The organism is Runella salmonicolor, assembly GCF_024158025.1.
GTDB classification, from domain to species: domain Bacteria; phylum Bacteroidota; class Bacteroidia; order Cytophagales; family Spirosomataceae; genus Runella; species Runella salmonicolor.
This window is the reverse complement of the sequence record NZ_JAMZEL010000001.1, coordinates 1,319,719-1,344,463: the sequence shown is the minus strand read 5'-3', so window position 1 is coordinate 1,344,463 and position 24,745 is coordinate 1,319,719. Positions and strand designations below refer to the sequence as shown.

Genomic DNA, 24,745 nt, shown 5'->3' with positions numbered 1-24,745 from the left:
CTTTAGGTTGTATTTTTTTATGAAAATCCGGACCAAAATAGCGCTTCAGTTTACGGCCATCATCGCGTTGATTTTGGCTACATTCTCAGCGTCGTTTTATTACATTGCCCAGCAAAACCGCAAAGATGAGTTTTTTGCGCGACTGCGTGACCGGGCTTTGACGGATGCCAATTTGCTCATAAAAGTAGGGCCAATCAATACCAAACTACTGAAACTTATTGACCAAGAAACGCTTTCTAAGCTATACGCCGAGAAAGTGTTGATGTTTAACGCTGACAATAAAGTTCTTTACGCCAGCTACAGTGCCGATAGTTTGGAAATTTATTACTTCTACAATCCTGAATTGTTGAAACGTGTACGTGAACGTAAGTACGTCGAAACCACCCGCGACAGCCTCGATGTGGTGGGCGTGATGTATACCGATGAAGAAAAAGGGGAGTTTGTGGTGATGGCTTCGGCGCAGGATTACATGGGTAAAATCCAGCTCGAAAAACTCAGGGAGTCATTGGTGTACAGTTTTTTGTTTGGTGTGCTGATTACTATTGTGTTAGGGTTCATCTTTGCGGGGCAGTCGCTCAAACCTATTTCGGCGATGAACAAGGAAATCAGTACAATTACGGCCTATAATCTTCGAAAACCGCTCAATGAAGGGAATAGACAAGACGAGATTGCCCAATTGGCCATCAATTTTAACCAAATGCTGGAGCGACTCGAAGAGTCTTTTGATTTACAGCGAAGTTTTGTGTCCAATGCTTCGCATGAATTGCGGACGCCGCTGGCAGGATTGAAATCCGAAATTCAGGTCTCATTGGAAGAAGAGCGCACACCCGACGAATACCGCAAAGTGCTTCGCTCGGTGCTGAATGATACCCAACGGCTCATTCAGTTGACCAATGGACTACTCCAATTGGCACAGTCCGAAAAGAAAGAGCGGTCCATCAGTTTTCAGGAAGTGCGGCTTGATGAGCTGATTTTTGAAACGCAGGAGGAGTTGCTGAGCCTTCATAATGATTATCAGATAAACATTGATTTTGACGATATACCCGATTTAGAGCAAGATATTACCGTTTTGGGTAATGGTCCACTTCTCAAAACCGTCTTCAGTAATCTGATTGACAATGCCTGTAAATATTCTTCCGAAAAACGGGCAGAAGTGCGCATTGGTTTCAACGACAAAAGTTGTTTCGTTCGGGTGATAGACAAGGGAATCGGCATTCCTGACGATGAAAAACAGCGCATTTTTGAGCCGCTTTACCGCGCCAAAAACGCCACGGCTTTTCGTGGGTACGGGATAGGACTGTCGGTTTGTCGGCGGATTGTGGATATGCACCGGGGCTCGATTCGGTTGCAGAGTGAGTTACACAAAGGCAGTACTTTTGAGGTAGTATTACCGCACGTTTAGTGATAAACTAATTTACTAACCCCCATACTCGTGGAAACTTCTGACAAATCTGTGTTCAAAGCTCAATTCAATGAGCTTGTCAAGCCCTACATGGTGCTCTACGTAGGCTCGCTCTTTTTCGTGACCGTCATCGGCATTGTGCTGCTGCCATTTTGGTTTTTGGGCGTAGGGCAGTGGTGGAGCCGCCATTACTACGACAAGCTGGAATGTGAACTCACCGAAACTGCTATTCGCTTCAAAAAAGGGATTTTGGTACAGGTGGAGAAAACCATACCGTTGGAAAACATTCAGGATGTGACCTTTGTAGAAGGACCATTGTTGAAGTATTTTCATTTGTGTATCCTCAAATTTGAAACGGCCGGTCAAAGCGCAGGTCAGGCCAATGATATGCAACTGGTCGGTATTATCAACGCGCAGGAACTGCGTAACTTGATTTTGTCGCAACGCCAAATACGAATGCAGGCCAAAAACACGGCCCCTGCCAATCCTGTTTCTGACAACGCAGCCGTGCTTCAGGAAATCAAAGAATTGTTGGCCGATATTAAGGGCATTATGCAGAGCCAACGCGTTCAATAATTTGTTTCGATTAGAAAAACGCCCTCTATTGCTTTTGCAGTCAAATCGTTTATTCACTCAAACTTCCCAAACGACACAACTATGTTTCGTCGCGACTTTGTAAAATCTGCCCTTACGGCTACGGGAGCCACGTTGGCGGGTGGCACTGCTGCCGCTTTTAATACGGCTGCTCCCAAGGCAAAAAATAACTTTAAATTGGCGTATGCTCCCCACTTTGGGATGTTTAGCAACAGCGCCGGCAAAGACCCCATCGACCAGCTCAAATTCATGGCCGACAATGGCTTCATGGCCTTGGAAGACAACGGCATGATGGGAAAACCCGTAGAGCTGCAAACCAAAATTGGTGAAACACTGGCCAAATTGGGCATGACAATGGGCGTTTTTGTGGTAGATAAAGGCGGTAATTCTCAGAATACCTTGGCGGCTGGTAAGCAAGCACACGTCGACATTTTTCTGGATGGCTGCAAACGTGCCGTAGAAACAGCCAAGCGTTGCAACGCCAAATGGATGACGGTTGTGCCCGGCGATTTTGAGCGCAATCTCCCCATCGGTATCCAAACTGGCCATGTGATTGACGCTTTGCGTCGCGGGGCGGATATTTTGGCCCCGCACGGATTGACTATGGTGTTGGAGCCGTTGAGCGACAGCCCTAATTTATTCCTGCAAACCTCTGACCAGACCTACGAAATCTGCCGCGCCGTCAATAGCCCCGCGTGTAAGATTTTGTTTGACATCTACCACATGCAAAAAACCGAAGGGCACATCATTCCGCACATCGACTGGTGTTGGAGCGAAATTGGGTACTTCCAAATAGGTGATAACCCCGGCCGTAAAGAGCCAACTACGGGTGAAATCAATTACAAAAACGTGTTTAAGCACATTTATACCAAAATGAAGGCCAATAACCAAAACTTCATTTTCGGGATGGAACACGGCAACTCCAAGCCCGGCAAAGAAGGTGAAGAAGCCTTAATCAAAGCCTATATTGAGTCAGATAGTTTTACGATATGATTTGCTAACTTTGCGGTCTAAACGTTGGCGAGGATTTGAATAACGTCGGCGAGGTTCAAAACCTCGCCGACGTTTCATTTCACCGACGTTAACTTTACTGCATGAAATCACTTCTCAAAAATATCGTTGGCCCCGCAGGCCGCAAAAAACTTAGGGCCGTTCAGGCTTCGACTCGGGCCGCCATTTACGGATTAGGTAATGAGGTCGAATGCCCGATTTGCGGCAGTACTTATAGTCAATTTCTTCCCTTCAACCGCCCCAATGCGTTGTGTTATACCTGCAAGTCGCTCGAACGGCATCGGTTGGTGTATTTGTATCTGAAAAATAAAACGGATTTTTTTGAGGGGCCTAAAAAAGTGCTGCATTTTGCGCCCGAAAAGTGCCTCCACGACGTCATTCGGCAATATTCTAATATCGACTACCAAACCGCCGATTTGATGACGACCTACATCGACGCCATCGGTGTCATGCCCGACCACGTCATGTCGGTTACCGACATCAAATTTCCCGATAATACCTTCGACGTCGTTATCTGCAATCACGTTTTTGAGCTCGTGCCCGACGATGCGCTCGGGATGCGCGAGATTTACCGGGTGCTCAAACCCAACGGCTATGCCATTATTCAGGGAGCGGTCAACAATAACCTTCCCAAAACCATCGAAACCCAAGACCTCAGTCCCGAAGAGCGCAAACGCATTGCGGGGGCGCACCAACACGTACGCCGCTACGGTCTCGACTACCGCCACCGCCTAGCCACTGCGGGCTTCCGCGTAGAAGTAAGCGATTACGTCAAAGAATTGGACTACAAACACTACGGACTCATGGCCGATGAGGAAGTGTATGTGTGTTGGAAGTAGCCCGTTGGTCACCCTGAAAGGGGCTGAGATAGATACTTACAGCATGACAACACACACTATACCCTCCGATTATTCTTCCTGTACACACTTGGCGTTTGGCCCGTTACTTTTTTAAAGGTTCTGGAGAAGTACGCTAGGCTTTCAAAACCCGTTTCGGTGGCAATTTCATTGAACGTTAAATCGGTGGTAATCATCAGAAATTGAGCCCGCTCGACGCGTTTTAGTTGGATGTAGGCCGCTGGGCGCTCGCCCGTACTTTCTTTGAAGATTCGGGAAAAATAATCAGCGTTTTGGTGGACTCTTTCGGCCAAAAACGCCACGGTTAAGTGGGTTTGAAGGTTTTGTTGAATATAGCGTATCGTTTCCGAGACTTTATAAAAGAACGTGGTTTCGGAATCGGAACGAAAGTCTTCGGTACCGATAAAACGGGAGAGTAATTGCAAGATAATGCCCTGCGTTTCGACGTAAGCCGACAGCGATACACGGTTGTTGAGCTCCTGAAATTCCTGAATGATGGGGCGTTTTTCGTACTCTTTTGGGTCGGTAGATTTGAACAAACCGCGCTTGGGGTTTAACGCAATCAGGCGTTTGAAATGCCTAAAATCGTCGCTATTGGCGGGAATTTTAAATATTTTTCGGTTGCCTACAAAAAGAGAAACCTCGTCGGAAGTTGCTTCTAAAATATGCAAATAGTATTGGCTCAAATGACTAGGACAATAATAACTGCACTGCGTAAAACTCGGAATCAGGTATAAAAAATGGCCCTCAAGCGTAACGTTTTGCGTAGTATTGGAGAGCGTTCCATGACCTTCATTAATCAGATATAATCGGTAAAAAGGACTGATAATGTGCTTATAGTTCCAGCTTTTGTTCAACTGTACATAATCCACGTTGAGTAACGAAAAAGTGGAGTTAAAAGCAAATTTGTACGTAGACATAGAACACTGGTGATAAGATTTTTAAGAAGAATTATGTTGTTAAACCGCTTAAATGAGGATAACCATCAAAGTCAGTGGTCCATAAATTCAATCATAAAAATAAGCGTTAAAAGTCGGATTTGTGCAAATCTTAGTCTTGTTTGTATAATTCGAATAAATAATTAAACTTTAAATTTGTCAGCCTAAAATTAGAAGTCATCATGCCTCGATATTATTTGCTGCTTTTTGGGATAGTGTGCCTGTCGGTGATTGGATGCTCACCCGACCTCCCCGACGACGTGGCGGCGGCGTATAAAGAATTGCCCGACGAATTGGATTATAACTTGCACGTCAAACCTATTTTGTCGGACAAGTGCTTTGCTTGCCACGGTCCCGACAAAGCCAAACAAAAAGCGGGCTTGCGGCTTGACATTGCCGACTTTGCCTTTGCGAATCTTCCCGAAAACCCCAATAAAGTAGCCATTGACCCTGGAGATTTGGAAGACAGCGAGGTGTTTCATCGTATCCTTTCGACTGACCCTGAGTACATGATGCCCACGCCCAATTCGCACCTGCAACTCACGGCGCAGGAGAAGGCCGTATTGGTCAAATGGATCAAAGACGGGGCCGAATACAAACCTCATTGGGCGTTTGTGGCGGCCGAAAAACCCGACGTTCCCGACGTAGAAAACGAAGATTGGGTCATTAATCCAGTAGATAATTTTATTCTTAAAAAACTCGAAGAAGAAAAATTATCGCCCGCTAAAATGGCCGATAAAGAAACGCTGCTTCGGCGCCTTTCGCTCGATTTGACAGGGTTGCCGCCTACCTTGGCCGAAATCGACGCCTTTTTGAAAGATAATTCCCCCAATGCCTACGAAAAACAGGTAGACCGCTTGTTGAAATCGCCGCATTATGGCGAAAAAATGGCAGTGGATTGGTTGGATTTAGCTCGTTTTGCCGATTCCCACGGCTACACGGTAGACCGCCTGCGCGATATGTCGCCTTACCGCGATTGGGTCATTGGGGCCTTTAACAAAAATATGCCTTACGATAAGTTTATCCATTGGCAGTTGGCAGGCGACTTGATGTCCCAGCCCACGAAGGAAATGCTGATTGCCACGGCTTTCAACCGCAATCACCAGCAAAACCTGGAGGGCGGTATCATTGAAGAAGAGTTTCAGACAGAATACGTAGTAGACCGCACCAATACGTTTGGCGACGCGTTTTTGGGGCTTTCGGTGGGCTGTGCCAAGTGCCACGACCATAAGTATGACCCTATTTCGCAGAAGAATTATTACGAATTGTTCAGCTTTTTCAATAATGTGAAAGAAGCGGGGCAGATTTCTTGGGACGATGCCATGCCTTCACCCACATTGTTGCTGCCGACTTCGGAGCAGGAAAAAGTGCTGGCATTTATCAATACCCAAATCAAACAGCAGGAAGCCGTCGTAGCCCAAACCAAAACAAAGGCCGGTGGAAGTTTTGACCAATGGCTGGTGACAAACGGTCATCAAAAATTGGCCAAACAAACGATTCCACAAACGGGTTTGGTGGCCCATTTTGCTTTTGAAAATGACTTAAAAAACAGCCTTAACCCCAAACAATCGGGCCGAATGTTGCGTGAATCGGGCGAGGAAACGCCCGCTTTTGCCGACCGAGGGGCCGCTAAAGCCTTGACCCTTAACGGGGACGTGTGGCTGGATTTGGATTGCGTAGGTGCGTATCGAAAATCACAACCCTTCAGCGTAGGTCTTTGGGTAAATATCCCCAAAAATCTGAAAGAAGGGGTCATTATTCACAAAAGCCAAGCGGAGCGATTGTATAATTTTAGGGGCTGGCATTTGTATTTGAAAGACAACAAGTTTGAACTCAATATGGCGCACGTTGGGCCGTCAAATGCCATTACGCGCGTATCAAAGCAACCAGTTGTGCGTGATAAATGGATTCAGTTGACCATTACGTATGATGGCTCAGCGCAAGCGCAGGGGCTTCGGTTGTACTTAGATGGCAGCGAATTGGCGATGGAAACTACGATGGACCAACTTCAAAAAGACATTTTGTTTCGGTCGCGGGAGCAGTCGGGGATTCAAGTAGGCGGATGGTGGCGCGGTTGGGGATTTACCGACGGAAAAGTGGACGATATTACGTTTTACGACCGCGTTTTGACGCCGTTTGAATTGAAACAGTTGGCCCAAAAAGCCAATTGGAACGCCATTGCTACTAAAACCAAAGCGCAGCTTTCGGCAGTTGAATTGGCCGATTTAAAGGAATATTACTTATCTGCCATTGAGCCGACGACCCTCATGGCGCGGCAAAAATTGCAGCAATTGCGCTCAACCTTGGCCGATTCGACCGAGAAAGTGAAAGAATTGATGGTGATGCAGGAATCGCCAAAACCGAAAAAAGCGCACGTTCTTTTGCGTGGTAATTATGATGCGTTTGGCGAAGAAGTTTTTCCCAATACGCCCGAAACGATTTTAGCTTTCCCCAAAGCTTTCCCCAAAAATCGCTACGGATTAGCGCAGTGGCTCACGCACGAAGACCATCCCCTCACGGCGCGGGTAGCGGTGAATCGTTTGTGGCAAAATTTCTTCGGAACGGGTTTGGTAAAAACCACTGAAGACTTTGGAAATCAGGGAGAACTGCCGAGTCATTTGGGTTTGTTGGATTATTTGGCGGTTACGTTCAGAGAAAGCGGATGGGATGTGAAGGAGTTGAACAAACTCATCGTGATGTCGGCGACTTACCGTCAAGCCTCTCAAACAACCAAACAAGCCCGTGAAAAAGACCCCGAAAATCGTTGGTTGTCGCATGGGCCTTCCTATCGCCTCACCGCCGAAATGATTCGGGATAACGCATTGATGGCGAGTGGATTGCTGAATCCAGAAATTGGTGGCCGCAGCGTGAAACCGTACCAGCCAGAGGGACTATGGCTCATCAATAGTGCCAATTACGTGCCCGATTCGGGCGCTGCGGTGTACCGCCGGAGTTTGTACATACTGGCCAAACGCGCCGTTCCGAACCCCACCCTTTCAACTTTTGATGCCACGTCGCGGAGTTTTTGTGTGGTACGTCGTCAAAAAACCAATACTCCTTTGCAAGCCTTGGTAACGCTCAATGACCCGACATTTGTGGAAGCCTCCAAAGTGTTGGGGGAACAAATGGCCAAAACCAACGATGTTAAACAGGCGATTGTGGCGGTTTATCGAAAACTGACCGGACGTAGGCCGTCGCCGAAGGAAGTAGAATTGCTAGCGGATTTGCAAAAGGCTCAGCTGCAAAAATTTAGCCAAAATCCGTTGAAAACCAACGGGTGGCTTCAAGCGGGGCAATACAAAGCAGATGCGAAATTGGACGTGTCGCTTATTGCGGCCAATGCCGTAGTTGCGAGTACAATATTGAATTCAGACGCAAGTTTAACGAAGAGATAACCGCCCGACTATCACCATGTCACATCATCACGACGACGAATTTAGACTACACACGCCTGATTTTCAGGAGTTAAATAAGCGGCTTGACCGGCGTCATTTCTTGACCAAAACCTCACTGGGACTAGGGGCATTGGCGGTGGGCTCACTGTTTGGTGCAAAGCATTTGTTTGGCGCTTCACCGGGGATTAAAGAAGAAAGTTCGGCCAATCTGGAGGAAGAAATTCTGAAAGCACTACCCCACATTGCCCCTAAGGCCAAACGGGTAGTTTACCTTTTTATGGCGGGTGGCCCGTCGCAGTTTGAGACGTTTGATTATAAACCCAAACTCTACGAAATGGCGGGCCAAAACCTTCCAGATTCGGTGCGGAAAGGGCAACGGCTCACGGGAATGAGCGCTAACCAAAGTGCTTTGCCAGTGGTGCCGTCTATTTATAAATTCAATCAACACGGTAAAAATCAAACGTGGATAAGTGAACTCTTACCTTACACCGCGCAGGTAGTGGATGAACTCTGTTTGGTAAAATCCATTCATTCTGAGGCCATTAACCATGACCCTGCGATTACGTTTTTCCAAACGGGCAATCAGCTTCCGGGGCGCCCATCGATTGGCTCGTGGGTGAGTTATGGTCTTGGGTCAGACAACCAAAATTTACCGACTTTCATTGTTTTGGTTTCTAAAAATGCCCCCCGTGACCAGCCGTTGTATGCGCGCTTGTGGGGCAATGGTTTTTTGCCTTCCAAACATCAGGGGGTACAGTTTCGGTCGGGAAAAGACCCCGTTTTGTTTCTCAATAACCCTGAAGGCTACGAAGGCAACGACCGCAAGGAGATGCTGGATTATTTGACCAAACTCAACCAACTCCAAAACGAAGCTTACGGTGACCCCGAAGTGGATGCCCGAATTGCGCAGTACGAAATGGCGTATCGGATGCAGACCTCGGTGCCCGAAGTGATGGATTTATCGGGTGAATCGGACGAGGTTTTTAGCCTGTACGGTCCCGACAGCCGTGATTCGGGCACGTACGCGGCCAATTGTATTTTGGCGCGAAAACTGCTCGAAAAAGACGTAAAATTTGTGCAACTCTACCACCAAGGTTGGGATCAGCACGGCGGTTTGCCCAAAAATATTGCCAATCAGTGCAAACAGGTGGACCAAGCTACAGCGGCGCTGATTATTGACCTCAAACGTCGCGGTATGTTGGATGATACGTTGGTGATTTGGGGCGGAGAATTTGGCCGCACGGTGTATTCACAAGGCAAACTTACTGCCGATAATTACGGCCGTGACCACCATCCGCGTTGCTTTACGATGTGGATGGCAGGGGCAGGAGTGAAGGCCGGAATCAGTTACGGCGAAACCGATGATTTTAGCTATAACATCATCAAAGACCCCGTTCATGTTCATGATTTTCATGCTACGTTGATGCACTTGCTGGGCGTTGATCACGAGCGACTTACCTACAAATTTCAAGGCCGACGGTTTCGTTTGACGGATGTACACGGGAAATTGGTGAAGGGGATTTTGGCGTAGGATATTTTTCGTTGAGTAAGGCCAAATTTTTCTGCCGTAGTTGGGCGTTATCCCCAACTACTTATCTTGCACTCAATTTATATTAATGCTATCAACGGGTATATTGTATATATTTGTTAAAGAAACTGAGCAATTACGAAGACTATGAATCAGAGAGATGTGATTGTCGTGGATGCTGAAATATTGGGTGGTACACCTGTATTTCGAGGGACAAGAGTAGCGATAAAAACGTTGTTCGATTATTTAGAAGTTAGCTCTTTGGATGATTTTTTGGAGGGTTATCCAAGCGTGAGTCGTGGGCAAGCCGAAGCTGTTATTGAATTGGCATCCAGTCTTTTAAATACCTTTACCCGCCATTATGAAGCTGCTGCTTGATGAGAATATTGATGTGCGTTTCAAATTTTGTTTTGATACAAACGTCTATGAAGTATTAACGGTACGAGACATGGAGTGGAACGGTGTTAAAAACGGCAAACTTCTAAAACTAGCCGCAGATTATGGGTTTGATGCTTTTATTTGCGTGGATAAAAATTTACCCTATCAACAAAACTTATCTGTCCTTGCGTTACCTGTTATTGTGATAGATATTTATAAGAATGTACTGCCAAGTTTAAAAGTAATTTATCCTTCTCTAGTAATTGTGCTCGGGCAATCGCTTGAAAATCAGGTTTATGTAGTAAAGTAAACGTCTTCGTTGTAAATAAACTAGCCAAGTCACTTCTGCCGTATTTGGGTGTTATCACTAACTACTACCTTCGCCTCAATTTTAAGCGTAAAGGCCTGTAAACTCAGCCCCAAAGGAAGCCTTTATCCGCTTGTTGATGATATACTAACGAGGGTAAAAAGGCACTTCCTGATTAAAAATAACGCGTTTTTCGGGCATTGAATAGTAAAAAAAGGGGGCAAATGTGCTTCTGAATGAAAATCCCTTTTTTATCCGATGGAATCATTCGAAAATAAGAATTCAAGAAGAAACTTTCTGAAAATAGCCACTGGAACCGTGGCGGGAATTGTCACGTCTGGAACTTGGGCCGAAGCAGCTTTTTTTGGTGATACGCACAGAGCATTATCCTTGCCTTTGGGTATCTGTACCTCATACGACAAAACGCCGCTGATGAAAAGTTTGGGCTATTCGTTTATCGAAGAAAACGTCGGGCGATTCCTGATTCCTGACAAAGGTGGGGATGAGCAATATCAAAAAAACGCCGCCGCCCTTCAGACCGAGCGTTTTCCCGTTAGGTCGTACGTAAGTTTCTTTCCAGGAACCCTTAAGTCGGTAGGTAATGATACGCACCATGAGGCCATTCTCCAACGTGCCGATTTGGCCCTCAAACGCGCCAAAGAATGCGGCTCCGCCAATATCGTGTTTGGCAGCGGCGGTTCACGGTTTATTCCCGAAGGATTTGACCGTGAAAAAGCCAAGCAGCAACACATCGAATTAAGCAAAAAAATGGCTCTTTTGGCCGAAAAACGTGGTGTCACGCTGGCCATTGAACCACTCAACCGCAGTGAGACCAATTTTGTCAACAGCTTGGCGGAAGGCGTCGAAATCATCGAGGCCGTCAATCATCCGCGTTTTCGGCTGTTGTGCGATATTTACCACATGATGAAAGACAACGAAGGGCCCGAGCAAATTGTGAAATACGGTAAATACATAACCCATTGCCACATTGCCGAAAAGCAGAATCGTACGGCGCCGGGCGTGGTAGGTGATGATTTTAGGGAGTATTTCAAAGCGTTGAAAAAGATAAAATATAAAGGCGGACTATCTATTGAGTGTCGCTGGAAAGATTTTGATAACGAAGCCAAAAAGAGTATCGAAGTGTTGAAACAGCAGATGTCGGAAGTGTAAAATCTTGGAGATAATTGCCCGTTAGCCTTTTTAAGTTATCCAAACTTAAAAAGGCTTTTCTTGTCTAAATAAATACAATCGTTGAACTTTGCCAACAAACCCTTGTTTGGTATGACCTTTTTAAGAAAAATAGTAATAGCAGGCCTGGCCTGTTTGTTGAGTCAGGCGGTTTGGGCCGTAAAAATTGACACCGTGGAAACGTACAGCGCCTCCATGAAGAAAAGCATCAAGGCCGTGATTATTACCCCCGATTCCTACGACGGGAGCAGGGAGTTTCCGGTGGTGTATTTGTTGCATGGCTACGGCGATAGCTACAACGGATGGGTCAAAAAAGCCCCTTTTATGCGCGAGGCGGCCGATTTGTACCAAACCATCATCGTTTGTCCCGACGGCGGGTTTTCAAGTTGGTATTGGGATAGCCCCCTTGACCCGACGATGCGCTACGAAACCTACGTTTCCAACGAGTTGGTGTCTTGGGTTGATGGTAAATACAAAACCATCAGAAGCCGCGCGGGGCGGGGCATCACGGGCTTGAGTATGGGCGGCCATGGCGCGTTGTATTTGGCGCTAAAACACCAGGATGTATTCGGCGTAGCGGGCAGTATGAGTGGGGGCGTCGATATTCGGCCTTTTCCTAATAATTGGGACATGGCCAAACGATTGGGGAAATATGCCGAAGCCCCCGAAAATTGGGAAAAGAATACGGTAATCAATATGCTGCATTTATTGACGCCCAACTCATTGGCGCTCATCATCGACTGTGGCAGCGAGGATTTCTTCTATCGGGTCAATAACAATCTCCACGAGAAACTGGCGGAGCGCAATATTCCCCACGATTATATTTCCCGCCCGGGAGGGCATAACTGGCCCTATTGGAACAGCGCGGTGAGTTATCAATTGCTGTTTATGAAGCAGTATTTTGATAAACAGAAAAGCAAATAGCGTCGGTATGGCCTTCAAACATTTTGTCCGAGATAGTTGGCTCACTGCTTCGTATTACACAGGCCTGAGCCAATTATATCATGCGTTGGCGGGGCGAAAACGAGGCGTTATTTCCTATCATAATGTATTGCCTGTAAGTAGTTTATCAGCGTTTGACACGTATAATGTAGACGTTACCGCGTCGGTGTTTGACAAGCAGTTGACTTTTTTGAAGAAGCATTTTCGGGTCTTGCCCATTCAGGAATTGGAAAATCCGCAAGCGCAAGGGCTGTTTTTGACCGTCGATGATGGGATGTTGAACAACTACGAAATCCTCGCGCCAATTCTCGAAAAACACGAACTCTCCGCCCTCTTTGCGATTTGTCCCGCCATGATTGATGGTGAACTCCCGCACATTTGGCGCGACCATCTGTTTTTGTTGTTTCAACAAGCCCAAGGCCAAGAAATTTTTTTACCAATCAATCAATACCAAAGGCCTTTCAAGATAACTTCAGAATCAGAATGCTTGAACTCGTTGACGAGGCAATTCAAAAAGTATGTCTACGAAAATCAAATCGCGGATATTTACGGACTTGTACGACAGATTTGCGCAAAGAACGGTTGGCCTTATGCCCAAGTGATGCACGACCCGCTTCGCTATCAATTCATGAATTGGGGGCAAATACAGGATTTAACAAAACGAGGTCACCGTATTGCTTCGCACACCATGACGCACCGCGTGTTGAAGTTTTTGTCGGCCCAAGAAAAGCAATATGAGTTGGCCGAATCTAAAAAACGCCTCGAAACGCAACTGAATGTATCGGTTGATATTTTGGTGTACCCGTACGGAAGCATGGCCGAAATTGACAATGCTACGGTGAGCGCTGCAAAAGAGGCGGGGTATCAGACGGCGTTGATGAATGTCCAACAACATTCACTTTCCACGCCCCATTTTACGTTGCCGCGTTTTGCTTTTCCGCCCATTGCCGATGCACCGCATTTGCACGCGATTGTATCGGGGTATAAGTTTTTGTTTCGTTAGCGGTTTGTTTAAATTTTAAGAAATGTCGGGATCAAGGGTTTTAAAATGACAAATATTCTTTTTCTGCTGCTGTGCCTCGTACTGGGAACCTTGCTTAAAAAAGTCCCTGCCTTGCGCCAAGATGCTCCTTTGGTCATTAACAACCTGCTTTTGTACGTTTGTTTGCCCGCCGCTACGTTGCTTTACACCTCCACGACCCGATTTAATTCCAATTATGCCTTGCCGATTTTGATGCCTTGGATTTCTTTTGGAGGCTCGTTTTTGTTTTTTCAACTCTTAAAAAAGTTCGTAAAGTTTCACCGCCATAGCGAAGCGGTGCTTATCCTGACGGCGGGTATCCCGAGCGTGTCGTTTGTTGGTTTTCCGATTTTTGACTTGTTGTATGGCGAAGAAGGCATGAAAATCGGAGTGTTGATGAGCCAAGCAGGGTCGTTTTTGGTATGCAGTACGGTGGGGATTATTACGGCATCCTACTATGCCAATGCCCAAACAAAAAAATGGACATTCCTCCTTGATGTGCTGCGATTTCCTACGTTTATTGCCTTTTGTATCGCTCTGATTATCAATTTGTCGGGCTTGGGTTTGCCAGATATTGTAACTGGTTTATTGAAAAAACTCGCTGCGCCTTTCAGCATGTTGGCGTTGATTTCGATTGGAATGCAGATTGATTTTCGGGATAAAAACATTCATTGGCGGGCGCTTGGCTGGGGGCTGGGTTATAAGCTGATTTTAGCCCCGCTGCTGATAACATTGCTTTGTGTGATAATTCTCAAACAACGGGGCCTCATTGCCGAAATGTGCGTATTGGGAGCGGCGTTGGGGCCGATGAATACCATCGCCATTATTGCGTCCAACTATCGCCTCAATCCTGCGTTGGCCGCTCAAATGGTGGGCGTCGGTATTCCGTTGTCGTTGGTTACGGTAAGTATTTTGGCTTGGATATTGGAGTGGATTGGCTATTTTTGAAAAAAGTAGCTAGGGCCAGACAAGTAGTTTAAAATTCGTCAATGCCTTCGTCCTGCATCAATTGGGCAAGGTTTAAAACGCAATCATCTAACACTGGAATATCCGTACTGAAAGGCACAAGAGTCCAAGTTTCGGTTTTTGAGAAGACAAAAATGGTTTTACTTTGAGTTAAGATCCAGATGACTTTTTCAGTACCGAAGTCCAGCATTTTTTGCGCTTTTTCAATAATGTAATTGGAATCTTGTTCGTGGTCGTCGGGGTCGATGTCTATTCGTACATCTACTTCGATGACGACTTTAGGAGGAACCGAAAAATATTGATTATTGGGAATAATCCCCTCTTTTTCAAAAATAGCAATGTCGTTGGCCAGATTGCTTTTTTTGTCAATGTGAAGCCCAGCTTCATTTGTGACAGCCCAGTATTTTTTTCGATTGACTCGACTAAAAATAAAACCGTAAACAATTCCTACTAATATTGCCTGTAAAGCACTACTACCCATGATTTCGGACGTTTTTTTCTTTTTTGCCAATACATCTTTATACCCCTTGTACGGCAATACTTTGCCGTTCAAGGTTTCATAAACTAAATAGGAAGGTATCTTCTCAACTTTTCGTTTACGACGGGGTACTTTTTGAGTAATGGTCATCGCCTAATCATTTTTAAACAAATATAAGCCCTAAACACTGACAATGCAAAAGACTACTTCTGGTTCGGGATTAACCAAACTCTTCACAAATTTGACCTTTTGGGTCTTAACCGCGATTACGTTGGGTGTGTTATTGGGGCATTATTATCCTTCGGTGGCGTTGCAACCCATTCTGGAAAAACCCATCAAATTCAACTTATGGATTTCCGAATTTGAAATCAAAACTACTTTTAGCGAGTTTTTAAGTAGTCTTTTCATCAGTATTGTTAAACTTTTTATCAACCCCATCATTTTTGTGACTATCACGCTCGGCATCATCAGCATGGGTGACCTCAAAAAAGTGGGTAAAGTAGGCGCGAAAGCGCTGCTCTATTTTGAAGTGGTGACTACCATTGCACTCATCGTTGGGGTATTGGTTGCCAATATTATTCGCCCCGGCGATGGCGTAATGACCGAGGCGATTCAGGGAGGCGATATTTCAAAATATACCAAAAGTGCGGTGGCGTTTAGTTGGTGGAAGTTCTTTTGGGATAATGTTACATTGCAGGTGTTGGTGGTAGCCATCGTGTCGGGAATAGTCATCAGCGGTCGTTCGATACGCCACAAAGTCGTTGAGTTGCTGACGCCTGTTTCCAAAACCATTTTTTGGGGATTGCACAAAGTCATGTTGTTGGCCCCCATCGGAGCCTTTGGGGGTATGGCATTTACAATCAGCAAGTACGGCATCAAAACCTTGCTGCCACTCGCCAAACTCATGCTGACGGTATACGTCACTATGGCCCTGTTTGTGTTTGTGGTGCTTTATCTTGTGTTGCGTTACTACAAAGTCAGTATTTTTAAGTTTTTGCGCTATATTCGGGAAGAGCTGTTGATTGTGCTCGGCACGTCATCGTCGGAGGCAGGATTGCCCTCGCTTATGGAAAAATTGGAGCGTATGGGTTGCTCAAAATCGGTGGTTGGGCTGGTGGTTCCTGCGGGCTATTCGTTCAATTTGGATGGAACTACCATTTACCTTTCCATGGCGGTGATTTTTCTGGCGCAAGTGTTTAACGTTCACCTTGACCTTGGGCAGATTTTGACCATCATCGGTATTCTGATGATTACCTCTAAAGGGGCGGCGGGCGTTACGGGGAGCGGTTTTATTGTGTTGGCTAGTACGTTGTCGGCTATCAAAGTGATTCCGGTAGAAGGTTTGGCGTTGCTGTTGGGGGTAGACCGATTTATGTCGGAAGCCCGGGCTATCACCAATTTTATCGGAAACGGCGTGGCTACGATTTGGATTGCCAACAACGAAAAAGAGTTTAATCGGCACAAAATGGGCTATGCCTTCGGGCACGTGGAGCGCTTTGAAGATATCAAAACGGATAATTTAGATTAATAAAAATTTATTAATTTTGAAATATGTTTAGTTCGTTTGAGGGAATTAAGATTTACTTGTACCCGCGCGACAATAATCCTCCTCATTTTCATGTGTATTATGGGGAATACGAGGCCATAATTTCCATTCGTACTTTAGAGATAATTGCGGGGGAATTACCATCCAAGCAACTCAAAAAAGTAATCAAATGGGCTGAAATAGTGCAGGAACAACTTCTAAATGAATTTATTCGCTTGCAAGCAAAATGAACAAATTACCCAGAATTACCGAAATCATTAAGGTAGAACCATTCAAAGTCACATGCCGCTGGACCACTGGAGAAGTGCGTGTAATAGATTTTGAAATTCTATTTGAAGAATGGAAGCCCAATAATTTACAATTGGAAGGCCAATTGGTAGATTATCAGGTGTTTAAATTTGTTTCTGTTAGTGAAGAAAAAAACCTTCAATGGGTTAATTTACCTTATCAACATGCTTTCTGGGATGAACACGGAAATCAAACTTCCACTTTTTCTCCTTTCGCGATAGATCCTGATTTGCTGTATGCTCACAGCCAACCGTTAGAAAACTACAGACTAGTGCCACTTGGAATCGCCGTTTAATTAAGGACATATCATAATGGTGTGTGGAATGCCGTCTTCTAGGTAATCTTCGCCAGTAGATTGAAAACCAAACGATTCGTAAAACTTCAAAAGATACTTTTGCGCGCCGATTTTGATGGGTTGGCGGCCGTATAGTTGTTCACATTGTTGGATGGAATAAGACATTAGTTTTTGACCAATACCTTGTCCGCGTACTTTATTGGAAGTGGCCACGCGACCGATGGAAGTGTAGCCTTCAAACGACAGGTTGACATCAAACAGGCGTGTATAGGCAACCAAATCGCCGTCTTCGTCGTAGCCTAAACAATGATGCGCCACAAAGTCTTTTTTGTCGGCGTCGTGAAAAGGGCAATTTTGTTCAACGATAAAAACGTCAATTCGCAGCGCCAACACATCATACAATTGGCGGAGGCTGAGGCTGTCGAAAGGAAGGCATTGGAAAGTAACGGTACTCATGTTGGGCGAAGTTTAATAACTTTGAGGTTATTCTGAAATTTTCGCAAAGTTGACACAATTTCTCAATTTTCACACCCACAATTTTCCATCCACGCCCCAGGAGAAAAGCATTTACAACCTGCTCATACAAGACATCGGGCGGTTTGGAGAGGTCGAAAACAACTGGCTTTCGGCGGGAATCCACCCGTGGTATGCCCATCTTGAAGGCTGGCAAAGCCAACTGACGGCGGTTGAGCAGGTGGCGGGCCATAAAAACGTGCTTGCCATTGGTGAGTGCGGTCTTGATAGGGGAATTTTGCTTCCTTTAGAGACGCAATTGACGATTTTTGCGGCTCAGGTAATGTTGGCCGAACAGCTGCAAAAACCTGTTATTATTCACTGTGTACGGGCGTTTAACGAGCTTTTACAATGGAAAAAACAAGTAAGACCTTCGGTGCCGTTGATTGTCCACGGATTTAATAATAAGCCCGAAATCATGCAGCAATTATTAGCGCATGGTTTTTACTTTTCGCTCGGGGTAGCCTTGCTAAAGCCAGAATCAAATGCCGCAAAGGCGCTGAAAACCATACCTTTAACACGTCTGTTTTTGGAGAATGATGACCGTGATACGCCCATTGAAAAGATATACGAAGCGGCGGCTGTGCAGTTAGAAATCCCGATTTCTGCGTTAAAAAATCAAATTTGGACTAACTTTGCAACGGTGTTCAACCAGTAGAGAATAATTAGCCTTTTTATTGGGAAATGCCGGTTCTTTATTTACTAACGCATTAGTTTTATTGTTAAAAAATGGCTGATTTGTCATGGCTTTCACGCACGCATTTGTTGGTGGGAGATGAAGGATTGACCCAACTTCAACGAGCCCATGTGTTGGTGGTTGGACTGGGCGGAGTAGGCTCTTTTGCGGCCGAATTTATTGCCCGTTCGGGGGTGGGGGCCATGACCATCGTTGATGGCGATGTGGTAGACCCTTCCAACCGAAACCGCCAATTGCCCGCGCTTGCCACTACGCACGGATTGCCGAAAGCCGACCTCATGGCTGAGCGCCTCTTAGCCATCAATCCTGAATTAAAACTACGGGTGGTGAAAGAGTTTTTGACCCCCGAAAAGGTACGCGAAATTATGGAGACGGGGCCGTATGATTATGTCATGGATTGTATCGATAGCATTACGCCCAAGTTGACACTCCTGTCAACGTCATTGAATTATAATTATCCGTTGATTAGCTCTATGGGGGCGGGGGGAAAGTACGACCCCACGCAGCTCAAAGTTGCGGATTTGTTTGATACTTACGAGTGTATGTTGGCGCATTATGTGCGCAAGCGATTAAAAAAATACGGCATTGAGTCAGGAATCAAAGTGGTGTTTTCGACGGAGAAAGTTCAGAAAGAATCGCTCATGCTGACCGACGGCAATAATTTTAAACGTTCGGCCTACGGTACTATTTCGTACATCCCAGCTACCTTCGGAAGTGTTTGTGCCTCAGTCGTTATTCGTGAATTACTTGGTCAAAAAGTGGAGTTGCACAAAAATCCGCTGAAAGAAATCAAGAAAAAACAACAACGAAAGAAGCTGAAGAAGCCACAAAAAGACTAAATTTGAAAAAAGTACCGGCGTATGTCATTTACCCTTCACTTGAATCACGACGCTAAAACCCCTAAATACAAGCAGATTGTAAAATCTGTTATCGACGGGGTTGAAAGAGGTTCTCTAAAGCGTCATCAGCAATTGCCTTCAATCAATGAATTGAGTGAAGAATATTACTTGGCCCGTGATACTGTCGAAAAAGCCTACAAAGAACTTAAAGCCCTGGGCATCATTGATTCGGTACGCGGAAAGGGATATTATATCCTCAATGAAAAACCGAAACAAATTCGGATTTTGTTGGTAATGAACAAGCTAAGTGCTTACAAAAAGGCTATTTATGAGTCTTTTGTGGCTACATTGGGTGAGCGGGCCACGGTTACGTTGCACATTCACCACGGCAGTCTTCGTATTTTTAGGGATATTGTTAAAGACAGCGTGGGGCATTATCATTCGTACGTTGTCATGCCTCACTTTTACAATGACGTCAACATATCGTCAATTGTTGATACTTTACGCCAAATTCCTGCCAATGAATTGGTGCTGTTGGATAAAGAGATTCCCGAGCTGACGGAAGCACATTCCAGCATTTATCAGGACTTTACCAATGATTTGTACGGAGCCTTAGAGTCGGGTCAGGATTTGTTGGACAAGTATACTGAGTTGGTTTTAGTGTTCCCAAAAGATGTCAAATACCCGCCCGAAATTGTGCGTGGATTTCGGAATTTTTGCGCCCATTTTCATAAAAACGGCCGCACCATCGAAAGTGCCTCTTCTGAAACCGAATTAAAAGGCCGCGCTTATGCGGTATTGGAAGATTCGGATTTGGCCGAGTTGGTAAAAAAAGCAAAGCAGCAGGGCCTTATATTGGGCAAAGATGTGGGCGTCATGGCCTTCAATGATACGCCGCTCAAAGAAGTACTGGCGGATGGCATCACGGTGATTTCTACCGACCACGAACAGATGGGCCGCTCAGCGGCTGAGTTGATTTTGGAGGGCAACACCGCCCAAATCAAAAACCCCTTTGGGTTGATTCGTCGAGGCTCATTGTAAGAGAAAGATTTTATGGGTTAAATCATTCAAAAAGTGCTGAATAAGTTGTAAAATTGAATAATCATCAACTTACAACTTATCAATATGCATCGTCTTCTACTGCTCGTATGTGCTTGTTGGGCAACCTTTGCCTCCGCCCAAACCCAGTTTTCTGTTACTTTCCCGACGGCCAAAGGCGCTTCATTTGATGGCCGTCTGATGTTGTTTTTGGCAAAAGACAACAAATCGGAGCCGCGTTTTCAAGTAAGCGACGATGCCAATTCGCAGCAATTATTCGGTCAAAATGTGGACGGTTGGCAGGCTGGCAAACCAACGTTAATAGGGGCTTCGGCTTTTGGTTATCCCGTCAAATCCCTCAATGATTTCCCCGCTGGCGAATATTGGGTACAGGCACTTTTGCACAAATACGAAACTTTTAAACTCAAAACTGGATATACCGTTAAGCTACCAATGGACCGTGGTGAAGGCCAAAACTACCGCACGGCTCCCGGAAACTTGTACTCAAAACCGTTCAAAATCAAGTTTGACCCCAAAGCCAAACAGGTGGTAAAAATCGTGCTTGATCAGGAAAATCCACCCGTTGTTGAGCCCAAAGACACCAAATACATCAAACACATCAAGATTCAGAGTAAAATGCTGACGGAATTTTGGGGGCGGCCCATGTATTTGGGAGCGCACGTGCTCTTGCCGCATGGGTTTGATGAGCATCCCGAAGCCAAATATCCACTCTGTATCAACCACGGCCATTTTCCCGCCGATTTTGATGGTTTCAAAGAAACCCCGCCCCCTGCCGATATGGACACCACCGATTATGTGGCGCGCTTTGGCGTTTATGGCTATAAAAAATTTGTATGGCAGGAAGCATATAATTTTTATAAGCAGTGGACGAGTAAGGATTTTCCACGTATGCTTATCATTGAAATTCAGCACGCTACGCCGTATTACGATGACTCCTACGCGGTCAATTCGGCCAATATGGGCCCATACGGCGATGCCATCACGTACGAGTTGATTCCCGAAATTGAAAAACGTTTTCGCGGAATAGGCCAAGGTTGGGCGCGTTTTCTGTACGGTGGAAGTACGGGTGGTTGGGAAGCGTTGGCGGCGCAGGTATTTTATCCCGATGAGTACAACGGCTGTTTTGCCGCCTGCCCAGACCCGATTACGTTTGAGGCCTACACGGTGGTAGATATTTACAAAGACGAAAACGCCTATTTTTTGCCAGGGGATTTCAAGAAAACGCCTAGACCTGGTATGCGTAATTACCTCGGTCAGGTCAAATGTACCATTGAAGAAATCAACCAACGAGAATTGGCTATCGGCGACAATTCCCGCTCTGGCGACCAATGGGATATTTGGCAGGCTACCTACTCACCCGTGGGTGAAAATGGGTATCCTAAACCGATTTGGGACAAAGCAACTGGAAAAATTGACCATTCCGTAGCAAAATATTGGTCAGAAAACTACGATTTAATGCACATTCTGAAGCGTCAGTGGGCTACGGTCGGGAAGAAATTGCAGGGTAAAATCCACATTTACTGCGGCGATATGGACAACTATTACCTCAATAACGCTGTTTATTTGATGGAGGATTATTTAAAAACTACCAAAAATCCGCACTACGACGGTGAGGTAAAATACGGCGACCGCTTTGAGCATTGCTGGAATGGCGACCCCAATCAGCCCAACCACGTGACGCGCCTGCGGTACAATACGATGTATATCCCCAAAATCCTCAAACGCATTGAAGCGGGCGCTCCTGCGGGTGCTGATTTGAAGAGTTGGCGGTATTGATTTGGGTGAGTGGGTTTGTGTTTTGAGACGCAAACCCACTCAAGTTTAATACTAAAGAAAAGCCAAAAATCCTTATGAAAACAGTGGCTCATTGGTTAGTGTTTTGGGTAATGGTCAGTTACTGTGCAATGGCCCAGCAGGTCAGTACGTATGCCGATAGCTTGGAAAAGCACCGTGAAAACTACCGTGAAGATTTTCTGAAAAGTGCAGGTTCACCGCTCAAAAAGGAAGATTTATCTTTTCTGCGGTTTTATGAAGCCAATCCTAAGTTTAAAATCCAAGCCCATTTTGAACTTACACCCGATGCTGAGCCCTTTACGATGGCAACGAGCGATGGCAAAAGAACGGCTTATGTGAAGTTTGGGGTTGTAAGCTTTAAGGTAAACAACAAAACGTATCAGTTGTCGGTATATCGAAGCCCCGCCCTGATGAAAATGCCTGATTACAGGGATTATGTGTTTATTCCTTTTCGGGATGGAACCTCGGGCAAAGAAACCTACGGCGGCGGGCGCTACCTCGATTTTCGGCTGAGAGATTTTCAAAATGGACACGTGACCATTGATTTTAACAAAGCCTATAATCCGTATTGTGCGTATTCTGATGGATACAGCTGCCCGATTCCCCCCCGAGAAAATCACCTAACGGTACGGCTAGAAGCGGGGGAGAAGAATTATGGGAAAGAGCGTTAGAGGCAGTTAAGGAAACCGAAGAATATAAAATGGTAAATTTAAAAATAGTGGTGCTCAAAAGTTATGATTCTAACAAGGGAAGATGATTGTTAAGCGTTTCTAACAGCAAATACAGACCTTTTGCGTGTGTTGTTTATGTGCCAGTTCGATGTTATCTTGCGTTATAAAAAAGTGTATCATGCAATATCTTGAAAGAATTACCATTGACCCAGAGCTATGTCACGGTAAACCTTGTGTACGGGGAATGCGCTGGTCCGTAGAGGTGATTATTGATATGTTGGGGGCAGGCATGTCTTTTGACGAAATTGTGGAAGACCATCCGGAATTGGAGCAGGAAGACATTTTAGCCTGCCTTAATTATGCTAAGTTGTTGGTATCAGGGCGTTCACTCAGAGAAGCGGCCTAGATGAAATTTATTTGTGATGTTCATATTTCGTATAAACTTGTTCGTTTTCTGACATCTAAAGGGTTAGAATCCTATCACGTTAATTCTTTAGAAGATAAGTGGCATACTATACTAAAGACAATGAAATTTGTCGCTTCGCTGATGCCAATGATTTGATTGTCATTACAAAAGACGAAGACTTCTGCAACTCGTTTTTCCTGCAACGCACTCCTCGAAAACTGATTCGTATTTTACTGGGGAATATTTCTAATGACTCTCTTCTCTCTTTGTTTGATAAACACTTACCCACTATTTGGGAGTTAAGTGAAAATGAACGGTTTTATCTTGAAATGGGAGATTTCATTACCATTTATAATTTTCGGGAATAGCTTTGACACGATAATGAAAAAGGCTTGTGGATTTTGGCTTATTGGAATTTTTTTGCTTTTCATAAGCTGCAAAGGCGGGGTAAAAAAACACAATCACTATTTTTCGTTGACAGATACGACGGAGCTGCGCTTACCCAACAGCACTTGGGAGGAGGTTTTGACCGATGGAGTCTACACTGTTACTCGCGAAGCCTCCACCGAAATGCCTTATACCAACGAATACTGGGACTTTAAAGGGACGGGCTATTACCATTGTGCCGCTTGTGGAAATCTGCTTTTTAGCTCGGCCCATAAGTACGACAGCGGCACGGGTTGGCCGAGTTTTTGGCAACCTTCGGAACCAAATCGACTGCTTTTTCGGAAAGATTTTTCAGAACGGGAAGAACGTATAGAGGTGCGTTGTCGGCGCTGCGGCGGGCATTTGGGGCATTTGTTTTACGATGGCCCTGCACCCACGCGGCAGCGGTTTTGTATGAATTCGCTGGCGTTGAAGTTTGTGGAGAAGTAATTAGGGAAAAGGTGAAAAGGAAGGAAAAGTAAGAGATGAGATGAATTGCTAACCGTTTAAGTTGCCAAACAGTTCTTTAAGCAATACAACATTGGTAAACCCTTTTTGGCGAAGCCCTAACGCTAGTCTATCATCTTTAGTAAGAAGTGGATAGCCAAATTCGAGTGAAAGAGCCACATATACAGTGTCCTTTTCATCAATATCTTTACAAAGCATAAATGCCTGATAATAATGATGATTGGAAATTAGGCACTACAATTAACTTTTCGAATAGATATAAAGTGTATTCACGAAATTTTTGGCCTGAAATTCGAGATTTTCAGTAATCAATTCTTGATAAAGCTGGATTTCCGTTAGTGCAAAGTCAGGTAAGTAAAATTTGTTTTCTGAAACAATATGCAAGTATTGTTCTTTGCCGCTAATAAGGCAACTGAAGATAACATTCGCATCCGTTACAAATTGCATCAAGGCTGAAAGAGTATTGCGTTTTCTACTTTAAATTTCTCCCAGGCTTTTTGCCGAGCTGTTTCGGCCACTGTATTATAATCAATATCGTTTTCCTCCAAAGACTGTTGGTAATCCTCCGCTAAAAGACGCATTTCTTCCCATTCCATTTCGCGTTGTACACGTTCTTGCAAGGCTTTGACCCCGTAGCGAGTTACTAACGCGTCGCTAACTTTTATCTGAATTGTAGTCATAGAAAGTCTTTGATTATATAAACGAAAGTATGTTTTTTTTGATATAATATCAAATTCC

27 protein-coding genes and 1 pseudogene are annotated in these 24,745 nt (G+C 45.1%); 23 read left to right on the top strand and 5 right to left on the bottom strand.

Annotation, left to right across the window (positions count from 1 at the left end):
* Positions 1 to 19: 19 nt before the first annotated feature.
* The 4 genes from NCI00_RS05465 (at position 20) to NCI00_RS05450 (ending at position 3,846) form a co-directional block, all read left to right on the top strand.
* A complete protein-coding gene (locus tag NCI00_RS05465) occupies positions 20 to 1,402 on the top strand; it encodes a sensor histidine kinase (RefSeq protein WP_166556836.1) in 1,383 nt (460 codons plus the stop codon).
* A 30-nt stretch (positions 1,403 to 1,432) separates the two neighbouring features.
* Positions 1,433 to 1,978: a PH domain-containing protein gene (locus tag NCI00_RS05460; protein ID WP_253525820.1), complete on the top strand. Its 546-nt coding sequence runs from the start codon at positions 1,433 to 1,435 to the stop codon at positions 1,976 to 1,978.
* 81 nt (positions 1,979 to 2,059) lie between these two features.
* Positions 2,060 to 2,989, top strand: coding sequence for a hydroxypyruvate isomerase family protein (locus NCI00_RS05455; RefSeq protein ID WP_114067579.1), 930 nt, complete (start codon positions 2,060 to 2,062; stop codon positions 2,987 to 2,989).
* Between the two features lie 101 nt (positions 2,990 to 3,090).
* On the top strand, positions 3,091 to 3,846 hold the full coding sequence (locus NCI00_RS05450) for a class I SAM-dependent methyltransferase (RefSeq protein ID WP_253525818.1): 756 nt from the start codon (positions 3,091 to 3,093) through the stop codon (positions 3,844 to 3,846).
* A 56-nt stretch (positions 3,847 to 3,902) separates the two neighbouring features.
* Here NCI00_RS05450 and NCI00_RS05445 read toward each other — a convergent pair whose 3' ends face one another.
* Positions 3,903 to 4,784, bottom strand: coding sequence for a helix-turn-helix domain-containing protein (locus NCI00_RS05445; protein WP_253525816.1), 882 nt, complete (start codon positions 4,782 to 4,784; stop codon positions 3,903 to 3,905).
* Positions 4,785 to 4,984: 200 nt separating this feature from the next.
* On the opposite strand from NCI00_RS05445, the gene NCI00_RS05440 reads away from it, so the two are divergent.
* The 8 genes from NCI00_RS05440 to NCI00_RS05405 all read left to right on the top strand — a co-directional run bounded on the left by NCI00_RS05440 (position 4,985) and on the right by NCI00_RS05405 (position 14,509).
* Positions 4,985 to 8,197 carry a DUF1553 domain-containing protein gene (locus tag NCI00_RS05440; protein ID WP_253525813.1) on the top strand — a complete coding sequence of 1,071 codons (3,213 nt, stop codon included), beginning with the start codon at positions 4,985 to 4,987 and terminating at the stop codon, positions 8,195 to 8,197.
* A gap of 16 nt (positions 8,198 to 8,213) precedes the next feature.
* A complete protein-coding gene (locus NCI00_RS05435; protein WP_253525811.1) occupies positions 8,214 to 9,728 on the top strand; it encodes a DUF1501 domain-containing protein in 1,515 nt (504 codons plus the stop codon).
* Positions 9,729 to 9,872: 144 nt separating this feature from the next.
* Positions 9,873 to 10,103, top strand: coding sequence for a DUF433 domain-containing protein (locus NCI00_RS05430; protein WP_114459799.1), 231 nt, complete (start codon positions 9,873 to 9,875; stop codon positions 10,101 to 10,103).
* Positions 10,087 to 10,413 (top strand): hypothetical protein, encoded by a 327-nt coding sequence (locus NCI00_RS05425; protein ID WP_253525809.1) that lies wholly within the window; start codon positions 10,087 to 10,089, stop codon positions 10,411 to 10,413. Before NCI00_RS05430 ends, NCI00_RS05425 begins: the two co-directional genes overlap by 17 nt.
* 255 nt (positions 10,414 to 10,668) lie before the next feature.
* Entirely contained in the window at positions 10,669 to 11,580 is a 912-nt protein-coding gene (locus tag NCI00_RS05420) for a sugar phosphate isomerase/epimerase family protein (protein WP_253525807.1), read from the top strand.
* 111 nt (positions 11,581 to 11,691) lie between these two features.
* The gene (locus NCI00_RS05415; RefSeq protein WP_253525805.1) at positions 11,692 to 12,522 is read left to right on the top strand and encodes an alpha/beta hydrolase; all 831 of its coding nucleotides are present in this window, start codon (positions 11,692 to 11,694) and stop codon (positions 12,520 to 12,522) included.
* A 7-nt stretch (positions 12,523 to 12,529) separates the two neighbouring features.
* Complete coding sequence (locus NCI00_RS05410) at positions 12,530 to 13,543, top strand: polysaccharide deacetylase family protein (RefSeq protein WP_253525803.1); 1,014 nt, start codon at positions 12,530 to 12,532, stop codon at positions 13,541 to 13,543.
* Between the two features lie 45 nt (positions 13,544 to 13,588).
* Positions 13,589 to 14,509, top strand: coding sequence for an AEC family transporter (locus tag NCI00_RS05405; RefSeq protein ID WP_253525801.1), 921 nt, complete (start codon positions 13,589 to 13,591; stop codon positions 14,507 to 14,509).
* A 28-nt stretch (positions 14,510 to 14,537) separates the two neighbouring features.
* Here the strand turns inward: NCI00_RS05405 and NCI00_RS05400 are convergent, their stop codons facing one another.
* Positions 14,538 to 15,155 carry a Uma2 family endonuclease gene (locus NCI00_RS05400; RefSeq protein WP_253525799.1) on the bottom strand — a complete coding sequence of 206 codons (618 nt, stop codon included), beginning with the start codon at positions 15,153 to 15,155 and terminating at the stop codon, positions 14,538 to 14,540.
* A gap of 43 nt (positions 15,156 to 15,198) precedes the next feature.
* On the opposite strand from NCI00_RS05400, the gene NCI00_RS05395 reads away from it, so the two are divergent.
* The 3 genes from NCI00_RS05395 to NCI00_RS05385 are packed head-to-tail and all read left to right on the top strand — an operon-like array spanning position 15,199 to position 17,134.
* Entirely contained in the window at positions 15,199 to 16,533 is a 1,335-nt protein-coding gene (locus tag NCI00_RS05395) for a cation:dicarboxylate symporter family transporter (RefSeq protein WP_253525797.1), read from the top strand.
* Positions 16,534 to 16,556: 23 nt separating this feature from the next.
* Positions 16,557 to 16,781, top strand: a complete 225-nt coding sequence (locus NCI00_RS05390) for a DUF4160 domain-containing protein (RefSeq protein WP_253525795.1) — start codon at positions 16,557 to 16,559, stop codon at positions 16,779 to 16,781.
* Positions 16,778 to 17,134 (top strand): hypothetical protein, encoded by a 357-nt coding sequence (locus tag NCI00_RS05385; protein ID WP_253525793.1) that lies wholly within the window; start codon positions 16,778 to 16,780, stop codon positions 17,132 to 17,134. The genes NCI00_RS05390 and NCI00_RS05385 overlap by 4 nt, the downstream gene beginning before the upstream one ends.
* On the opposite strand, the gene NCI00_RS05380 is transcribed toward NCI00_RS05385, so the two are convergent.
* A complete protein-coding gene (locus NCI00_RS05380) occupies positions 17,135 to 17,590 on the bottom strand; it encodes a GNAT family N-acetyltransferase (protein WP_253525791.1) in 456 nt (151 codons plus the stop codon).
* Positions 17,591 to 17,639: 49 nt separating this feature from the next.
* Here NCI00_RS05380 and NCI00_RS05375 point away from each other — a divergent pair, with 49 nt between their 5' ends.
* The 8 genes from NCI00_RS05375 (at position 17,640) to msrB (ending at position 23,989) form a co-directional block, all read left to right on the top strand.
* Positions 17,640 to 18,305 (top strand): TatD family hydrolase, encoded by a 666-nt coding sequence (locus tag NCI00_RS05375; RefSeq protein WP_253525789.1) that lies wholly within the window; start codon positions 17,640 to 17,642, stop codon positions 18,303 to 18,305.
* A 71-nt stretch (positions 18,306 to 18,376) separates the two neighbouring features.
* Positions 18,377 to 19,183 carry a tRNA threonylcarbamoyladenosine dehydratase gene (locus NCI00_RS05370; protein WP_253525786.1) on the top strand — a complete coding sequence of 269 codons (807 nt, stop codon included), beginning with the start codon at positions 18,377 to 18,379 and terminating at the stop codon, positions 19,181 to 19,183.
* A 21-nt stretch (positions 19,184 to 19,204) separates the two neighbouring features.
* On the top strand, positions 19,205 to 20,224 hold the full coding sequence (locus NCI00_RS05365) for a GntR family transcriptional regulator (protein ID WP_166556854.1): 1,020 nt from the start codon (positions 19,205 to 19,207) through the stop codon (positions 20,222 to 20,224).
* An 84-nt stretch (positions 20,225 to 20,308) separates the two neighbouring features.
* Positions 20,309 to 22,018 (top strand): alpha/beta hydrolase, encoded by a 1,710-nt coding sequence (locus NCI00_RS05360; protein ID WP_253525784.1) that lies wholly within the window; start codon positions 20,309 to 20,311, stop codon positions 22,016 to 22,018.
* 74 nt (positions 22,019 to 22,092) lie between these two features.
* The gene (locus NCI00_RS05355; RefSeq protein WP_253525782.1) at positions 22,093 to 22,707 is read left to right on the top strand and encodes a DUF1684 domain-containing protein; all 615 of its coding nucleotides are present in this window, start codon (positions 22,093 to 22,095) and stop codon (positions 22,705 to 22,707) included.
* Positions 22,708 to 22,885: 178 nt separating this feature from the next.
* The gene (locus NCI00_RS05350) at positions 22,886 to 23,113 is read left to right on the top strand and encodes a DUF433 domain-containing protein (RefSeq protein WP_253525780.1); all 228 of its coding nucleotides are present in this window, start codon (positions 22,886 to 22,888) and stop codon (positions 23,111 to 23,113) included.
* A 98-nt stretch (positions 23,114 to 23,211) separates the two neighbouring features.
* Complete coding sequence (locus NCI00_RS05345) at positions 23,212 to 23,481, top strand: DUF5615 family PIN-like protein (protein WP_253525778.1); 270 nt, start codon at positions 23,212 to 23,214, stop codon at positions 23,479 to 23,481.
* Positions 23,482 to 23,494: 13 nt separating this feature from the next.
* Positions 23,495 to 23,989, top strand: a complete 495-nt coding sequence (msrB, locus tag NCI00_RS05340; RefSeq protein WP_253525776.1) for a peptide-methionine (R)-S-oxide reductase MsrB — start codon at positions 23,495 to 23,497, stop codon at positions 23,987 to 23,989.
* A gap of 48 nt (positions 23,990 to 24,037) precedes the next feature.
* Here the strand turns inward: msrB and NCI00_RS29560 are convergent.
* Positions 24,038 to 24,454, bottom strand: a pseudogene (locus tag NCI00_RS29560) (PIN domain-containing protein).
* Positions 24,454 to 24,687, bottom strand: a complete 234-nt coding sequence (locus tag NCI00_RS05335) for a hypothetical protein (RefSeq protein WP_253525774.1) — start codon at positions 24,685 to 24,687, stop codon at positions 24,454 to 24,456. The pseudogene NCI00_RS29560 and the gene NCI00_RS05335 overlap by 1 nt, the downstream one beginning before the upstream one ends.
* Between the last annotated feature and the right edge of the window lie 58 nt (positions 24,688 to 24,745).

What these genes read in the sequence shown, in the direction of transcription:
- NCI00_RS05465 (WP_166556836.1), top strand. Translation starts at nt 20, where the DNA reads ATGAAAATCCGGACCAAAATAGCGCTTCAGTTTACGGCCATCATCGCG.
- NCI00_RS05455 (WP_114067579.1), top strand. Translation starts at nt 2,060, where the DNA reads ATGTTTCGTCGCGACTTTGTAAAATCTGCCCTTACGGCTACGGGAGCC.
- NCI00_RS05450 (WP_253525818.1), top strand. Translation starts at nt 3,091, where the DNA reads ATGAAATCACTTCTCAAAAATATCGTTGGCCCCGCAGGCCGCAAAAAA.
- NCI00_RS05445 (WP_253525816.1), bottom strand. Translation starts at nt 4,784, where the DNA reads ATGTCTACGTACAAATTTGCTTTTAACTCCACTTTTTCGTTACTCAAC.
- NCI00_RS05440 (WP_253525813.1), top strand. Translation starts at nt 4,985, where the DNA reads ATGCCTCGATATTATTTGCTGCTTTTTGGGATAGTGTGCCTGTCGGTG.
- NCI00_RS05435 (WP_253525811.1), top strand. Translation starts at nt 8,214, where the DNA reads ATGTCACATCATCACGACGACGAATTTAGACTACACACGCCTGATTTT.
- NCI00_RS05430 (WP_114459799.1), top strand. Translation starts at nt 9,873, where the DNA reads ATGAATCAGAGAGATGTGATTGTCGTGGATGCTGAAATATTGGGTGGT.
- NCI00_RS05425 (WP_253525809.1), top strand. Translation starts at nt 10,087, where the DNA reads ATGAAGCTGCTGCTTGATGAGAATATTGATGTGCGTTTCAAATTTTGT.
- NCI00_RS05420 (WP_253525807.1), top strand. Translation starts at nt 10,669, where the DNA reads ATGGAATCATTCGAAAATAAGAATTCAAGAAGAAACTTTCTGAAAATA.
- NCI00_RS05415 (WP_253525805.1), top strand. Translation starts at nt 11,692, where the DNA reads ATGACCTTTTTAAGAAAAATAGTAATAGCAGGCCTGGCCTGTTTGTTG.
- NCI00_RS05410 (WP_253525803.1), top strand. Translation starts at nt 12,530, where the DNA reads ATGGCCTTCAAACATTTTGTCCGAGATAGTTGGCTCACTGCTTCGTAT.
- NCI00_RS05405 (WP_253525801.1), top strand. Translation starts at nt 13,589, where the DNA reads ATGACAAATATTCTTTTTCTGCTGCTGTGCCTCGTACTGGGAACCTTG.
- NCI00_RS05400 (WP_253525799.1), bottom strand. Translation starts at nt 15,155, where the DNA reads ATGACCATTACTCAAAAAGTACCCCGTCGTAAACGAAAAGTTGAGAAG.
- NCI00_RS05395 (WP_253525797.1), top strand. Translation starts at nt 15,199, where the DNA reads ATGCAAAAGACTACTTCTGGTTCGGGATTAACCAAACTCTTCACAAAT.
- NCI00_RS05390 (WP_253525795.1), top strand. Translation starts at nt 16,557, where the DNA reads ATGTTTAGTTCGTTTGAGGGAATTAAGATTTACTTGTACCCGCGCGAC.
- NCI00_RS05385 (WP_253525793.1), top strand. Translation starts at nt 16,778, where the DNA reads ATGAACAAATTACCCAGAATTACCGAAATCATTAAGGTAGAACCATTC.
- NCI00_RS05380 (WP_253525791.1), bottom strand. Translation starts at nt 17,590, where the DNA reads ATGAGTACCGTTACTTTCCAATGCCTTCCTTTCGACAGCCTCAGCCTC.
- NCI00_RS05370 (WP_253525786.1), top strand. Translation starts at nt 18,377, where the DNA reads ATGGCTGATTTGTCATGGCTTTCACGCACGCATTTGTTGGTGGGAGAT.
- NCI00_RS05365 (WP_166556854.1), top strand. Translation starts at nt 19,205, where the DNA reads ATGTCATTTACCCTTCACTTGAATCACGACGCTAAAACCCCTAAATAC.
- NCI00_RS05360 (WP_253525784.1), top strand. Translation starts at nt 20,309, where the DNA reads ATGCATCGTCTTCTACTGCTCGTATGTGCTTGTTGGGCAACCTTTGCC.
- NCI00_RS05355 (WP_253525782.1), top strand. Translation starts at nt 22,093, where the DNA reads ATGAAAACAGTGGCTCATTGGTTAGTGTTTTGGGTAATGGTCAGTTAC.
- NCI00_RS05350 (WP_253525780.1), top strand. Translation starts at nt 22,886, where the DNA reads ATGCAATATCTTGAAAGAATTACCATTGACCCAGAGCTATGTCACGGT.
- msrB (WP_253525776.1), top strand. Translation starts at nt 23,495, where the DNA reads ATGAAAAAGGCTTGTGGATTTTGGCTTATTGGAATTTTTTTGCTTTTC.
- NCI00_RS05335 (WP_253525774.1), bottom strand. Translation starts at nt 24,687, where the DNA reads ATGACTACAATTCAGATAAAAGTTAGCGACGCGTTAGTAACTCGCTAC.